The sequence below is a fragment of the Paenibacillus sp. NPDC056933 genome (assembly GCF_042674385.1).
In the GTDB taxonomy this organism is placed as follows: domain Bacteria; phylum Bacillota; class Bacilli; order Paenibacillales; family Paenibacillaceae; genus Paenibacillus.
Genome location: NZ_JBHUQN010000002.1, coordinates 788,970 through 804,806, shown reverse-complemented (window position 1 = coordinate 804,806; position 15,837 = coordinate 788,970). Strand labels below are relative to the sequence as shown.

At 47.7% G+C, this 15,837-nt stretch carries 12 protein-coding genes; all 12 read left to right on the top strand.

Going from position 1 to position 15,837, the window contains the following annotated elements; genetic code table 11:
* Nucleotides 1-143: 143 nt before the first annotated feature.
* The 12 genes from ACFTRD_RS18560 (at nt 144) to cdiI (ending at nt 15,439) form a co-directional block, all read left to right on the top strand.
* A complete protein-coding gene (locus tag ACFTRD_RS18560) occupies nt 144-1,328 on the top strand; it encodes an LLM class flavin-dependent oxidoreductase (protein WP_379383116.1) in 1,185 nt (394 codons plus the stop codon).
* 222 nt (nt 1,329-1,550) lie between these two features.
* Nucleotides 1,551-2,825 (top strand): ABC transporter substrate-binding protein, encoded by a 1,275-nt coding sequence (locus tag ACFTRD_RS18555; protein WP_379382557.1) that lies wholly within the window; start codon nt 1,551-1,553, stop codon nt 2,823-2,825.
* Between the two features lie 3 nt (nt 2,826-2,828).
* Nucleotides 2,829-3,701, top strand: a complete 873-nt coding sequence (locus tag ACFTRD_RS18550) for a carbohydrate ABC transporter permease (RefSeq protein ID WP_379382555.1) — start codon at nt 2,829-2,831, stop codon at nt 3,699-3,701.
* A gap of 123 nt (nt 3,702-3,824) precedes the next feature.
* Nucleotides 3,825-4,640 carry a carbohydrate ABC transporter permease gene (locus ACFTRD_RS18545; protein ID WP_379382553.1) on the top strand — a complete coding sequence of 272 codons (816 nt, stop codon included), beginning with the start codon at nt 3,825-3,827 and terminating at the stop codon, nt 4,638-4,640.
* Nucleotides 4,641-4,808: 168 nt separating this feature from the next.
* Nucleotides 4,809-6,026 (top strand): MFS transporter, encoded by a 1,218-nt coding sequence (locus ACFTRD_RS18540; RefSeq protein WP_379382551.1) that lies wholly within the window; start codon nt 4,809-4,811, stop codon nt 6,024-6,026.
* Nucleotides 6,027-6,304: 278 nt separating this feature from the next.
* Complete coding sequence (locus tag ACFTRD_RS18535) at nt 6,305-7,348, top strand: cell wall hydrolase (RefSeq protein WP_379382549.1); 1,044 nt, start codon at nt 6,305-6,307, stop codon at nt 7,346-7,348.
* 523 nt (nt 7,349-7,871) lie between these two features.
* Nucleotides 7,872-9,431 (top strand): contractile injection system protein, VgrG/Pvc8 family, encoded by a 1,560-nt coding sequence (locus ACFTRD_RS18530; RefSeq protein WP_379382547.1) that lies wholly within the window; start codon nt 7,872-7,874, stop codon nt 9,429-9,431.
* A 20-nt stretch (nt 9,432-9,451) separates the two neighbouring features.
* Entirely contained in the window at nt 9,452-10,597 is a 1,146-nt protein-coding gene (locus ACFTRD_RS18525; RefSeq protein ID WP_379382545.1) for a pentapeptide repeat-containing protein, read from the top strand.
* Entirely contained in the window at nt 10,594-11,121 is a 528-nt protein-coding gene (locus tag ACFTRD_RS18520) for a hypothetical protein (RefSeq protein WP_179263942.1), read from the top strand. The genes ACFTRD_RS18525 and ACFTRD_RS18520 overlap by 4 nt, the downstream gene beginning before the upstream one ends.
* Nucleotides 11,122-11,784, top strand: coding sequence for a PAAR-like protein (locus ACFTRD_RS18515; RefSeq protein ID WP_379382543.1), 663 nt, complete (start codon nt 11,122-11,124; stop codon nt 11,782-11,784).
* Between the two features lie 28 nt (nt 11,785-11,812).
* A complete protein-coding gene (locus tag ACFTRD_RS18510; RefSeq protein ID WP_379382541.1) occupies nt 11,813-15,010 on the top strand; it encodes an EndoU domain-containing protein in 3,198 nt (1,065 codons plus the stop codon).
* Between the two features lie 36 nt (nt 15,011-15,046).
* Entirely contained in the window at nt 15,047-15,439 is a 393-nt protein-coding gene (cdiI, locus tag ACFTRD_RS18505) for a ribonuclease toxin immunity protein CdiI (RefSeq protein ID WP_379382539.1), read from the top strand.
* The last annotated feature ends 398 nt before the right edge of the window (nt 15,440-15,837 follow it).

Genomic DNA, 15,837 nt, shown 5'->3' with positions numbered 1-15,837 from the left:
AATCAAAAAAATCTGGAGATAACAGCGATCGAAAGAACGATTCGTACCCGGAATGGCCATGTTGCACAACACCGATCTTATTTTTAACATGAGACTTTATTTATTCATAGAAGGGAATGACTTGCGTGAGCGAACAGGAAGAGATGAAGTTTGGCTGGTTTTTGCCTACAGCAGGAGACGGAAAGTATGTAGGGGTTGCCCCGGAGCGGGAACCAAGCCTGGATTATCTGATTGATGTGGCGCAGACGGCGGAGAAGGCAGGATTTGAATTTGTGCTGATCCCGACAGGTGGAGCGTGTCTGGATGCGTGGGTCGTGGGTTCGGCTGTCATGAGTCACACGAAAACCCTGCGTCCGCTTGTTGCCATTCGCCCAGGTCTGGTCACCCCTGTATTAGCAGCGCGAATGGGGGCGGCACTGGATCAGTTGTCTGGCGGTCGTGCCATGATCAATGTGGTGACAGGCAGTTCGGTTCGGGATTTGGAGGAACTGGGAGACCCGCTGGCTCATGCCCATGATGAACGTTATGAACGGGCGAGTGAATACATGGAAATAATGAAGCGTTCATGGACGCAATCGACTGGACTCAATCTGACTGAATTTGCTGGAAGCGGTGCTGAGGCAAATGGGGAAGGTGCGGCCAATCAACCATCGGAGTTTAAGGGTAAATATTACAATTTCAAAGGTCCGGTAGGCATGCCTGAAACGGTACAAAACCCGTATCCACCGTTCTACCTGGGTGGAAGTTCACCGATTGCGAAGCATGTCGCTGTTGAACACGCAGACACATTCCTCATGTGGGGAGAACCGCATGACTGGATTCAGGAGCAGATCGAAGAGATTGAGGTTATTCGCGAACAGATCAAAGAGGAAACCGGACAAGATCGTCAGCTCCGTTACGGCATGCGGGCACAGGTACTCATTCGGGATACCGAAGAGGAAGCTTGGGCGGCCGCTTGGGAGATCATTAGCAAAGTACCACCAGAAGCCATCGAAAAAGCCAAAGCAGCCTTCGCGGAGACGGATGCAACAAACCAGCGTAGACAGAATGAGCTGCGGGAACTGTCCGAGAAACAGCAGTTCGTCGTAGGTCCCAACCTGTGGACAGGTTTGTCGGTTGTACGTTCCGGCGGAGCAATTCTCATCGTGGGTACAGCGGAGCAGGTTGCAGAACGGTTGATGGAATACGGTGATCTGGGTGTGACCACTTTCATTCTGTCCGGGTATCCGCATCTGGAGGAAGCCGAAATCTTCGGCCGAACCGTGATGCCCATCATCCGTGAGAAATGGAAAACAAGACAGAAGAAGCATTCAGTTACTACCAACTAAATAAGTTCAACTAATCTTTTTATACGAAAACGGAGAGGACAGAAATAACGTGAAGAAGCGAAGCGTTCGCCTTTATCACCGGATTTATCCTTTTAAAAAAGGAATCAAATAAATCTGGGGATAACAGCGATCGGAAGGTGATTCTGTCATCGGAGTGGTCAGTATAAATAATCTTTAGTTGAACTTATAGAACATTAATCATCCTTCAGGAGGTCTTCTTTCATGAGAAAAAAACAAAAATATATCCTGCCCCTCGTCAGTATGCTGGTCATGTCCATCCTGCTGTCGGCTTGCGGCGGCGGAGATAATGCGGCATCCGGAGAGAACGGCTCCTCCGGTTCGGGCAAAGTGACCATTAGCTTCATGCACTGGCGTGGAGAGGATTCCGAAGCACTCAACAAGACCATTGACGCATTTGAAAAAGAGAACCCGAACATTAATGTGGAGATGCAGACGTTACCTTCCGATCAATACCAATCCACCGTGCAATCCAAAATCGGTGACGGTTCCGTAGGGGATGTATTTGCTTCCTTCCCGGGTGCGCAGTTCGAAGCATTCACCAAAGCCGGATTGTTCACGGATCTGACCGGGTCACCTTTTCTGTCTTCCTACAATCCGAAATTGATCGAAGCCGGACAGCATGATGGCAAACAATATGCAATCCCATATCAACTTGTTTATAACGACCCAATTTATAATGTAAAACTGTTTGAAAAATACGGCCTGACGCCGCCGAAGGATTGGGAAGGCTTCCTGGCACTCTGCCAGACGCTGAAAGACAATGGCATCATTCCGATTGCCTTTGCCGGAGCGGACATTGGTCCGGGCCAATTCATGAATACGATGGTGATGAACAATGCACCGAGTGACGACATTTTTACCAAAGTAGAAGCGGGCGAAGCCAAACTGACAGATGAATTCTGGGTGAAGACGCTGACACAGATCAAAGAACTGAACGACAAAGGATATTTCCAGCAGGATGCACTGGGGACGAAAGACCCTGCGGCAGGCGCGCTGTTTATTCAGGAAAAAGCAGCAATGCTCGCAAGTGGATCATACCAACTCGCTCAGAACAAACAGCAGAATCCGAATCTGGAGCAAAAATTACTCGCACCGATTACGGTAAGTGCCGATCAGGCGAAATATGAAGGAGTTCATACCACGACATTCATGCTTGCGGTGAACAGCAAGTCCAAACACCCGGAAGAAGCAAAGAAGTTCATCGAATTCCTGAGCAATCCGGAAGTAGCTGGGGCATACGCCAACCAGACAGGACAGAATGTAACGGTGAAAAATGTGAAATACGATACACCTGAGCTTCAGGTTGCCGGAGATTGGGCGAGCAAAAAGACCGTGTTCCAGCCACGGTTCAACATCCTGAACGGAGATAACCAGAAGGCAGTGACGAACTCCATTCAGGCTGTGTTGAGCGGCACTTCTCCTGAAGAGGCGGCACAGCAGGCACAGGCGATCATTGATCAGCATATCGGGAAATAAACGATGAAGAACCGTATTCAGCTATCCCTGTTCCTGATTCCCGGGTTGCTGCTGTACGTTGGATTGTTCGTATTTCCTACATTGACGGGGCTTTTCTATTCCTTTACCAATTGGGATGGGGTATCCCCGTCGTATGCATTTGTAGGGCTGGATAATTACAAGGACAGTCTCAGCAGCATCGTATTTCGCAAAGCCTTTGGCAATAACGTGGAGTTCATGTTAACGGTTGTCATTGCGCAAACCTTTATTTCACTTGTTCTGGCGCTGCTCCTGGTACGCAATACCAAGACCCGCGTTGTGCTCCGGGCGCTGTATTTCCTGCCTGCGATTCTGTCCTCCGTATCGGTGGGGCTGATCTGGGCCTTCATGTATGATCCGTCCATCGGACTGATTAACTACGGATTGAATGAGGCAGGTATGGGCAGCATGGCCCGCAACTGGATCGGTGATCCGAAGATTGCCATCTATTCCATCGCTGCGGTGCAGGTCTGGGCCCATGCGGGGCAGATGATGATTGTATTCATCGCAGGTCTGCAAGGCATTCCGGCGGAGCTGTATGAAGCAGCCCGCATGGATGGCGGCAGCAAATGGCAGGTATTTCGTACCGTGACCTGGCCGCTGCTTGCCCCTTCGGCAACGATTGTCGTGGCTTATACCACGATTCAATCCTTCAAGGCATTTGACCTCATTTTCACCATGACGGACGGAGGCCCGAACTACGCCACTGAAATTTTGACCACATATATCTATCATACCGCCTTTGGCAGCTACTCATTTGGCCTCGCTTCAGCGGGTTCGATGATTTTCCTGGTTCTGCTGGCGCTGCTGACGTTATTGCAGTTCAAGGCGCTCCGTGCCGACCGGGTAAGCTATTAACGATTGGGCGAATTGACGTGTTCGTGAGCAGGAAAGTTGAGGTATGCAAGTATATGGGGCGTGAGTGCATGAGATGTAGAACGGGTTGTTAATTTTATCGTGTTGAGGAAGGAGGGAGTTTATATGGTTTTAAAATGGTTCAATCGACTGATTCTATTGGTATACGCACTGCTGATCATCGTGCCGCTGTACTTTGTATTCGTATCTTCGTTCAAAACGAGCAGCAACTTCTTCACCAGTCCATTCAGTTGGCCGGACCCGTTTACGCTGGATAATCTCACAGGCATGTTTCGCAACCAGCCGATGTGGCAGTATTTCGGGAACAGTCTGGTTGTGACGCTAGGGACAGTTGCGATTGAGTTGCTGCTTAGCAGTATGATTGCTTATGCCATTGTACGCTGGGGCGGCAGTGTGGGTAAGATTGTGTTTGCCCTGTTCGTGGCAGGTCTGATCGTTCCTTCCCAGGTGAGCATGCTGCCGATCTATTCCCTCACACGTACGCTCGGATGGTCGGACAGCTTGACGGGGCTGATCATCGTATCGGCTGCCATGCTGATGCCAGTCTCCGTATTCATGCTGACAGGCTTCATGCGTATGTTGAATGCGGAAATACTGGAAGCGGGCAGTATGGACGGTGCGAGCGAGTGGAGGCTTTATACCCGAATTGCGCTGCCACTTGCGGCTCCTTCGCTGGCAGCTACAGCTACGTTCCTGCTTGTGATGGTATGGAATGATCTGCTCGTTCCAATGCTAATGCTCAGCAGTAAGTCTAAGCTCACATTGCCTCTTGCTCTCATGCAGTTCCGCGGGGAATACGTAACCAACTATCCGATGATGCTCACGGGTGTGCTTGTCACAGCTATTCCGATGATTGTGCTGTTCCTTCTGCTCCAGCGTTATTTTGTTGCAGGCCTGACAGCAGGTTCACTTAAAGGGTAAGGTATGGGAGGAAGATCGAAAGAAAGTTGAGCGAAGAACGAGAGAAGTACGAAAGAAATTATAAGCAGCCCGGCGGACCTGCGTATTTTGCATTGATTTCTGGATCATTCTGCATAATAATGGTTTAGTGTCAGAATGACTACATAGAGATCAAGGGAGCTATAAGACATGAGCAAACTGGAAGTATTGCGGAATCCCAAGCAGCGCAAGCTGCTGTTCAGTGCCGGCATGAGCTGGCTGTTTGATGCAATGGAAGTCGGCATGATCTCCTTTATCGTGGCTGCACTCGCCAAGGAATGGAGTCTTAGTCCCGGACAAGTCGGTGTGCTTACGAGTATCAATTCCATCGGTATGGCGCTAGGTGCATTGCTCGCGGGGGCACTTGCGGACCGTTTCGGCCGAAAGGCCATTTTGATGTGGACACTACTGATCTTTACGATTGCGAGCGGTCTGTCAGCCTTGGCGACCGGATTCGCCGTATTGTGTGTACTGCGTCTGATTGCCGGTATTGGCCTCGGCGGAGAGCTGCCCGTGGCATCTACATTGGTATCAGAGTCCATGCCTACGGCAGAACGAGGGCGTGCAGTTGTACTGCTGGAGAGCTTCTGGGCAGGCGGCTGGATTGTATCGGCACTCATTGCCAACTTTGTTATCCCGGAATACGGCTGGAGAATTGCTTTTGCCATTGGGGCCGTCCCGGCGTTATACGCGCTGTATCTGCGCCGTGCCATTCAGGACCCGCCTCGTTACAAGAACAATACCAAGATTAAGAAAATCACGTTCCGCGAGAAGGTCGCCACGGTCTGGTCCGCACCGCATCGCCGTACAACGTTGATGCTCTGGATCTTGTGGTTTACCGTCATTTTCTCCTATTATGGCATGTTCCTGTGGCTGCCTTCGGTTGTCATGGCAAAAGGCTTCACGTTGGTCAAAAGCTTCCAGTACGTGCTGATCATGACGATCGCGCAGCTGCCAGGTTACTTCACGGCGGCGTACTTCATTGAGCGATTTGGGCGCAAATTTGTACTTGTCGTTTATCTTACATTGACAGCAGTAAGTGCGATTGCTTTTGGACTGGCGACAACAGAAGCGACGATTCTGACCGCAGGTATCTGCCTTTCCTTCTTTAATCTGGGAGCTTGGGGCGGTCTGTACGCGTATAGTCCGGAATTGTACCCCACTTCCGTTCGTTCAACAGGTGTAGGTCTTGCCACATCGGTAGGTCGAATTGGAGGCGTCCTTGCTCCATTAATGGTCGGGATGCTGGTTCAGCGTGAAGTCGCAATAAGTCTGATTTTCACGATTTTCTTCGTGACCATCCTCATTGGCGCAGCGGCTGTGCTGTTCCTGGGCCGGGAAACGAAGGGTCTGGAACTGGCCGAATAAATGTCAATAAATACAACGCAACTTTTGTACGGGTCTGCCTGCCTACGCTTATGACGGGTTGGACAAGCGGAAGAAGGTTGATAGAGGAAGAGGCATGACCATGGCGTGACCATGGGCTCATGCCTCTTTTTGCTGTGTACCGAGTGGATTTTCGCCTGCGCCATCGGTCCGATAGACTTCACTTTTTCTATATCCTATAATGACACTCGGGATGTCCAACCGTGAGGATTCAGGGAGAAGAAGTGGGATCTGGATTCAGAAAAGTGGAGGTTAATGGAATGATGAAGAACAAAACTGAAATGGATCAAACGCGTGAAATGAATGAAAAGAATACAATGAATGAAAAGCATATGATGAGTGAGCAGCATAGCGTGTGTGAAGTGGTACGTGTGATTGAGAATGTCGGAATGAATGTGATGTACAGCTATAGTGGCAACGATAGGATGAGTGAGATAAACAGGAGGTATGATGTGATCGATCTTACTCCTGTAGAAGTGATGAAAGATATGAAGCAGATGAAGGTGACAAGCTATATTTACAGCTCAGATGAAGAACTTAGATTCGATAGCAGGGATGAGAGGCTTGATCTGCATGAATTGCACACAAGCACTGACCACATGGAGCCTATTACCGTCAGCCGGAAAGTCACCCATCGCAGGGGGAGAAAGGCTGGCAAAAGAGCAGGTCTGGTCAGTATGTTTCTCGGTGCCTGCGCGATGACTCTGGGATTGACCGTGGCAGCTCCTTCTGCGGGAGCGCAGAAGCTGGAGCAGGGCGTTCGCAGTGAACATGTACTGCAATTGCAGGAGCAATTAAGTGATCTGGGGTATTTTAAAGCTGGATTGACTGGATATTACGGTTCTATCACCAAAGGCGCCGTCCGTAAGTTCCAACAGGCTCAGGGGCTGAGTGCAGATGGAATTGCAGGCCCGGCAACACTGAATAGACTGAACAAGAAGGCCAAAGCCGAGGGCGAGACGCTGCGCCAGTTGGCAAAGCTGATCCATGGTGAAGCGCGCGGAGAATCCTTTGAAGGACAGGTTGCTGTAGGCGCGGTTGTCTTGAACCGAGTGCATTCAAATGCATTCCCGTCATCAATTCCGAAAGTAATTTTCCAAAAAGGGCAGTTCACGGCCATAGACGATGGACAGTTTAATACAAAGCCCACGGCAACCTCTTATAAGGCAGCACGTAAAGCTTTGAATGGTGTCGATCCTACGCATGGTGCGCTGTATTATTACAATCCGAAGATTGCCACATCGATGTGGAGCAAGAGCAGACCGACCTTGCTGACAATTGGTCAGCATGATTTTACGAGATGAGTTAGGTTAAGAGCAATAAGTAATAATTAAAATAATGGTGAACCCCGGTTGTGCGCTGCTGAATGCAGATGTGCTGCCGGGGTTCTGTTGGTTCTTGGAGGGGAGCATCTCTTTAGAGAAGATATTGGATTTGACTCCAGATAGCATTATTACTTGGAATACGGCAGCCTATGAAAGTTACCTTGCACCGACAGTTGTGTTTTGGACAAGCAATTACTCCACGATTCGGGAGAACTCATGGCCATGGGCGATATATTCTGGGTCGACAAGAAGAAGCTGAAAAGTTGAATGATTATTAACATAATGATGCTCAAATAAGAATCCAAAGCGTAGGAATAAAGGAGGAGTAGCAAGCGCGCTGCTCTTTTTTATTCGCGTTTAGGAATTTATGGAATATGAGTAAAGTCTTATTTTATATCCTTTTTATTGAATTTAAGGATAATGTATAAACAAACATATGTTAAAAGTCGATAAATAGTAAATTAAAGCATCAGAATAAAAAAAAGTAAGTAGGTGAGAGGTCATGACACTCGCGACAATTAGTTACGAGCAACTCCAGATACAGCCTTTTGAGATTCGAATACATCAAGTTGCGATACATATGAAAGTTCATGAGCACGGGAAGTTAAGATTCACTGGGGTCATTCCAGAGGAAAAAGAAGAGCAATACGTACGTATGGCCGATGAGAGCACTCCCGTTGAATTGTTTTATACCGATGAACATGGACAAAAACAGCGGTTATTTCACGGTGTCATTCTGAAGCTCCAGGTCAGAGTGGAGAATCAGGTGTACTGGTTAGAGGCGGAAGCCGTCTCGCATACGCATGCCATGGATATTAAGCGCGAGACACGTTCCTTTCAGAATGCTGCCAGTTTGATTCCAGATGTCATGCAGAAGATTAGCGGGCTCTATCCAGACGGTCAGACATTCAATACGTTTATGGAAAAGAAAAAACTTGGAGCTTATACACTTCAATACCAGGAGACCGACTGGGAGTTTCTGCAGCGATTAGCATCCCATTATCATACGGTATTGATTCCTGTATCAACGGAAAAACGCATTCGTATCTATCTGGGTATACCCGAGCAACGGGATGCAGGCAAGCTGGAAGCAACGCATTACCGCATGTATAAGGACATGCTGGCCTATCAACAAGAAGCGCAAGGTGCTAGTGGCCTTAGTGAACAGGATTATATCCGATATGAAGTTAAGGTACATGACCGAGTTTTGCAACTTGGGGATGAGGTACAGTTTAAAGGGCAAAGACTCAACGTCTTTGAAATTCGGACCGAAATGCAGCAGGGGCTACTTATCCACCATTATGTGCTCGGGCACATGAAATCTGCTTATCAGCGTAAGCGATACAACTCACGCCTTGTCGGTGCATCCATTTCAGGACAGATTATGGGCGTCGTGAGAGATGAGGTTAAAGTCCAGTTGGACTGTGACCAGGAATGGAGTCTGGCCACGGCCAATCTGTTCCCTTACTCCACCATGTATGCTTCGGATGATCAGACTGGGTGGTACTGTATGCCTGAGCAAGGGGATAGTATCCGTCTTTACTTTCCTAATGCAAGGGAGGCGGAAGGCATTGCACTGAGCTCTGTTCGCAAGAAAATACCGGAAGAGGCCATGTCATCACCTTCTTCGTCGCCTGCATCGGCCCAAACTACCCAAACTGGAGGTGGTGGAGGAGGGATCACCACTACGGTTGTTCAGCAGGAGCAATTGCAGCCCATTGTGCAATATGACAAGGATTTAAAAGAAGATCTGATGGCCAATCCCAACACCAAATTCCTACTTACACCGACTGGACAGAAGATTACCTTTGAAGAAGACAAAATCACCATTACTGGAGCCACAGGAGGAGCGACTCTGACGCTGACCAGTGCGGGAACCATTATCCTGAACTGTGAGAACAAGATTACCCTTCAGGCAAGTAAGCAGATTGAAATGGTATCCGAGTCCGTCGTCATGCTAGCTAACCAAATAGATCTGTCAACCAAGGATGGAAACGGCGGCCTAACCATCGACCAAGGCCAGGTTGTCATTAAAGGGATTGAAATCTTAATGAACCAATAAAGACAGTGAGGGGCTAGATCATGCATCAGATGGAGCTGTGGCAGCAGTTCTTGGAACAGGAAGTGCTGCCACTTCGGAATAGCAAGATACAGGAGATGCACGCCTATTATGTTAGGCATCGGCAAGAAATAGTACAGGGAATTGTTCCTCTATTTGACGCCTTCTGTGAACGGGTAAGATTGCAACAAGAACAGGGTGAGCTACAGGCATGCAATACGCTGCACGTATCGTTAATGCGGACCAGGCTGAATCAGGGAGATCCGACTTATATGCTACACGCGAGTGATCGGTACCGTGAGGGGGAGATGCCCGCGAGCGGGTTTCTATACGATGCAAGCTGGATTTATCGTTATATGGAACAGTGGTTCGAGGAATGTGAGAGCAGTCGCAAGAGATATATGAACCGGATTGATCAGGTTGCCCTTCATGCATGGCAAACAGGACAGTTGTATCCTTTTCATGTCTATATGGTACATGCTGTCCGTTATGCAATGGATGACATTCGTAAACTAGATTCATTTCAGAACTTAAACAAGGACATAGAATTTGAAGTTCGTGTTGGTGAATTTCAGGATCATGAGGTGACTGAATCGGTATACCGAATGAATGGGATGCAGCGCAGCTCGATAACTTGTAAGGGTTGGCTGGAGAGCAAGCTGACCAGTGAATACATCTATGAACATATTGCGAGTGTAGATCTTACGCAGGGGGATTATGGGGAAATAGATTTCAACTACGCTCGGTTCGAAGAAGTGAAACTCAGCGGTAGCCACATGGAGGAGACGAGCCTACTGGGAACTCGGTTTATGCGGTGCCAGTGTGATCATGTCAACTTTGGAGAGACGCTTTTGTATGATGTGGACTTTCGAGGGTGTGATCTGAGCAAGGCAAGATTCGATGGTGCTTTGGGTGGCCGCGATACCTTCGTCGATACACATGGACTGTTCTACGGTATGAACGGTGTCCAGTTTCAGGGAGCCCATCTGAATCATGCAAGCTTTCGATATGCGAAAATTGCGGGTGACTTTACAGGTGCACAGCTGGAGCAGGTAGATTTCACCGGGGCTGATCTGGCAGGAAGCCAGATGCTTGTACAGGATCGATTTCGGGTGCAGTTAACTGCTGAACAGCGCGCTGCTATTGAATGGGTGGAGAAGGATTCATGAGTGAAACAAATTACTACGTGATCGAACATGACAGACAGCTTTCTTCCAACGGAGCCAGCCTTCAATGGCCAGAGCGAATGCTTCAAGGTTATGACTATGCTGCTGAAGAGGAAATCGTTTATGTGAAGAGTGGTCAACCCTTTTACTCTTCCAGTATCCTTGCGCAATATCCTTTGCTGCTGCTCAGTGATGAGTTATCCAAGCTCATCATGAAGCTTGCACCTGAGATTACTTCTAAAAGAGTTGTGGTGATGAACCTGGAACAGTATAACCAGTCATTCTATCACTGGATGGATCTGCCGAAGGCGACGTGTATCGCGCCTGATCAAGCCTTGATCCAGAGTGGGCAGGTTATGAGCATAATGGCTGATCTCAGCGGCCTTGAACAAGAACCTGCATTCCTCATTCCGTATTATCGGACTCAGTTGGTGATTGTTCGTCTTGAATTGGCAGAACGTCTACTGCGGGCAGGTATATATGGTTTGAACGTCAGACCGATTCAGATCACAGAAGGAGACATGTAGATGGGAGTTACAGATACAATCTTAACGAAGGATACGCTAAACAAGCTGCTTTCCTCCCCCTGGAGGAGTGAAGATACATATGTAACGGCAGGAGCCTATATGCATTGTACGTTTGGAACCCATGAGGAGGTACTGAACAAGCTGGAGACCAATGGGGTGTACATAAACGGTAGCCCGATGCTAACGGTCGAGGATTGTGCCACGTCCACTTCTGAGCCAGGGACGATTCACGGTATACCTTATACAAAAATGGGACAGGAAATCGACGGGAACTTCTACTCCTTCGGGTATTGCCGGAGTGAGCTGCATCCGATGAAGTTAGCTGAACGTGTCGCAGGACCCAAATCGGATCCTTCGTACATTATTGACCCCGATCCAACAGAACCAACATGTGGACAGGCTATCTACCCTTGTGCCCCTGGAATTATGCCCACCGCCTCGGCTTCTGCTCAAAGCACATTGATGTCAAAGCCTTCGTTAAGTGCACTGATCGAGGCATTGGCAGGGGCAAAGCCCCAGTGGACCAATGGAAGTCCCAATGTGTCCATTCAGGGAGTACCGGCCCTGACCAGTAAGTCCTGCCTGTTCTGCACGTGTGGAGGAAAGATACGCTTGTTAACCAATGGCATGGATCCGGCTCCTCCGGAGTTTGCTGTAAGGTAAGGCTGGCATAACGGAGGAGGGTATCGAAATGGATGTTAACTATCAGGGAGATGGATTTGAACTGCAATGGCCCTACAAGATCAAGGACCTCCGCAGTTTCCGAATTGAGCGAGCTTTCAATGCACATACACGTTGTGTTTTTACAGCCCGCATGAGCGAAGAGGAGGCAGAGCAATGCCTCCTCCAGAGTTCCTTTAACGACAGCCTCGTTCTGCAGAAGCCAACGGATGCCAGACCGGAGGGGTGGTTCGCCGGAGGAATTACCAAAGTCGATATACAGATGGAAGACGGTATCCCCCTTTTAGAAGTGGAGGCTCTATCACGTACATATATCATGGATATGAAGCCGCGGAGTCGCTCGTATCAGAACAAGCATCTGACCTATACCGATGCGATTCGGCAGCTGGTTCGGAATTATGCCTCAGGGGATGCCCAGAATATGGCGACAAGTGACCAGGCTTCCATAGGTGCTTTGTTGGTACAGTACGAAGAAACGGATTGGAAATTTCTGAAGCGACTTGCTTCTAGAGTGGGGACGGTCATTTTACCGGACGTATCCATGGATGCACCTCGTGTCTACTTTGGTGTCCCGGACTTATCCTGGGGTAAAGAGCTACATGTCCGGCGTTACAAGGCCATGAAAGATCGAGCTGTCTATGAAGAGCTTCGAGCTAATGCTGAAGGCAAGGATGCCAAGCGGCTAGTGGAAGCCGATTTTGTTAACTACCGAGTAACCAGTGATCAGTATTGCCAAGTTGGCGATGATGTGTCATTTAAGAAACAAATGTGGGTGGTCTCCGAGTCCGTGATCAGCTACTCAGCAGGTTTATTACAGTATGAATACTTGCTGGTAAAACGCCAGAGTTTGCGCCGAAAATCCCGCCGTAATGATAAACTCCAAGGGATGTCTTTGGAAGGACGCGTGATCAAACGCGCAAACAACATGGTGAAGGTGCATTTAGATATCGATGATGCACATGATCAGCAGGGAAATTGGTGGTTTCCTTATTCGGGAGAGGGCAACAATATCTTTCACTGTCTGCCGGATGAGGGGGCTCGCATTAAGGTCTATTTCCCCAGTGGCACAGAGAAAAAGGCGATGGCTATTAATTCGGTTCGTGGCGGCGGCGAGGAAATGAAGAGCCGGACGGTGTTCCAGAAACCTTCCACAAAAGTATTCGAGATGCCTGGTGAGGCCAAAATGCAGCTGGGAGATGACGGGGTATTATTTGAGAAAGGGACCGTTAGCCTGTATCTGGATGGAGGAAATATCACGCTGAATGCCAGCGAGGATCTTCTCGTTGTAGCAGGTAATCAGATTGAAGCCGGCAGTGGGGGTGAAGAGGGAGTTCTCGAATCTCTTCGAATCCGTGCTGAGCAGGAAATTGTACTCCAGACAAATACAGACCAGTATGTTATCCTGAACGGTAACCGTATGGGGATCCAGAGTGCCAAGGTTGACTTCCAGAAGATCGAAGTGGACTTTGTGGATCTTCTAACCGAAGAAGAGCTGGAAGAGTTGTATGTAGATAAGCTCGCTCAAGGAGAAATTGCGAAACAAGAGATCGATCTATCGCTCCAACTCAAGGCTGCAGTTCAGCTAACGGATGGGCAGCGAGCGGATATTCGTAATCAGGTAGCCGAGACGGCTAAGAGTGATCCGGGAATGAAGGATCAAGCCAAGAACTGGCTGATCACCATGTCATCCGATGAACAAAAAACAATCTATCAACAAAAGTATATCAATCAGCCCGCTGCAGAGCCGGAAAAGAAAAGCAAAGCAGAAAAACAGGTCGAACTGGCGAACCAGCAGAAGGTTTACGACCAGATGGACCAGGACCGAACGGCAATGTACGATTGGAAGCAGCAAGCCAAACAGGTGATGGAACAAGGGGGGCAAGCAGGCAAGTCTTCAGAGGAAATCCATGCGATGATGCCAGCTCCTCCAGTGCTGAGCGGTCAAGGCTCCTCCCAACCGGCTGGATCGAGCGGAAAGCCAGGGATGATCCAGCAGTTCGTGGAAGCTACCGGAATCGGGGGCGTATTGGAAAAGATCAGTCCTTGGCTGGAACAGATGGAACTTGCCTATAGCATACCGCAAAAGCCCGACTACTTGAGCAAGCAAACCCAAAAAACGGTATACTTATCCCGATATACGTTCGAAGAGCTTATTATTGGTCCCCAAGTATTGATTGCAGAATTCAACATCCTATTCGGGGTAGTTGCAATTATAGCGGCGATACCAACAGGTGGAGGATCTCTGTACATGCTGGCTGTAGCGGATGCTGCGCTGGGCGTCTCCATGATTGTGGTCAACGCGGAGAAGCTGAATGATCTGAAAAACGGAAACGCCAATACGAATCCAACGTTTCTTGGAATGGATCAGGATTTGCTGGATAAGTTGGGCATTACGTTGATGGTTGTAAACCTGGCTATGCTGGCCAAGCAAGGGTTAAATAAGGCAGCGGACAAGCTGGTTAACAGTAAGAACAGTTCGGCGCTGGGTGATACGTGGGCAGCCTGGAAGCAGCAGGTTCAACATGATCCGGCGGTAGCTAACAGTAAGACTGGATCGAAGATTACAGCTAAATCCAAGCCTTCCAAAGGGGCGTTGGGCGGTCCTGGTAAGCCTTTCGATGAGTTTGATGACTCGCATCTATATGATGAGGCTAGTAAGGGACGGACCAGCACGATTAAGCTTCTATCTGAAACAATTAGCAGGGATAATAAGGATTTGTTTGAACATTTGACTGAAGGTCACGGTATTGGTAGAGGACGTAATGTTAGTGTTAAAGGAGCACATAATATTAACGGGTTTTATAAGACAATATATGCTGAAGCAGAAAAATATGGGTTGTCTCGCTCTGATTTTATTATTGGTGAGCCAAAACCACATCCTAAAGTAACAGGTGTATATGAAATTAGATACCGTATCCCCTCATTGGAGACAGATTATGTTAACGGTGGGCTTAAGCTGAAATTAGATGCTAATGGGAATATTATGTATAAAGAAGTGAAGAACCCTAAAACGGTATACGGTCCACCTATTACTGATGATGATATCTTAAAATGGGGACAAGAAGCTGTAAAGAATGTTGAGAAGGCAGGAATAACAATGCAGGAAGGGATAAACCAAGGTGCTACAAGTAATGGTTTATTATTTGAATGGAGATTAAAAGATGGGAAAATAGATTCCATTTATCCAATTCTACTTGAAGGCAAATAATTTCAGTTGTCAAGTTTGGTGTGGGAGGAAATTATTATGAATGAAGTTAAATTGATTGCTGATAAGGAACGAAAGGAATGGCTTATACACCAACTATTTTTATCTATGGGTTTTTTGCGTTCTGATACGAGGAATCCATTTAAAATGTTAAATGAGTTTCAATACGATTCAGGAAGCAACGTATGTGGGTCTGAAACTATCGGATGTTCGTTGTCAGCTTACTATACTCCTGATGATGAGTATTACATTGGAGAAAATAAAGTATGCGTTGCTGACGATGTTACTGAAGAAGAAATCATAATGGATGAAGTTGAATTCTATCCTTACATCGAAAAGTATAGCATGGAGTATGTGAGAAATAATCCAGAGTTGGAAGAAGAGGTATTGAATTGCTTGAAAAATATCAGAAAGAGATTCAAATTAGAATGACAAACTGAGATATCAGATTCTATTGCGCTGGCAAATAGAAGTCTGTTGGGGGCTACCCATTACCGAATGAAACCATCATTCAACCAATAACACGTATAACCCTTGTAATACCCGTATAAAAGATTTCGTCATTTCGGTTGTACGCACATAAATGCTTGAATTTTATGCCCTAAATAACGCTATTCCGTTACAAAAAACAGGTCGATTATGGTGAGGTACCACCATGACTGACCTGTTTTTTGTTATCTTCGTTTTCTCACAGGTTTTTCAAAATGCTACGCAACTGTAGAATACGCCGTCCCGATATGAAGATAAAATGGCAATGCACCTTTTATGTTGGATGATACGACATTACTAGTAGGGGCGATCAAATCTAATAATTTGATTTTATCCGCAAC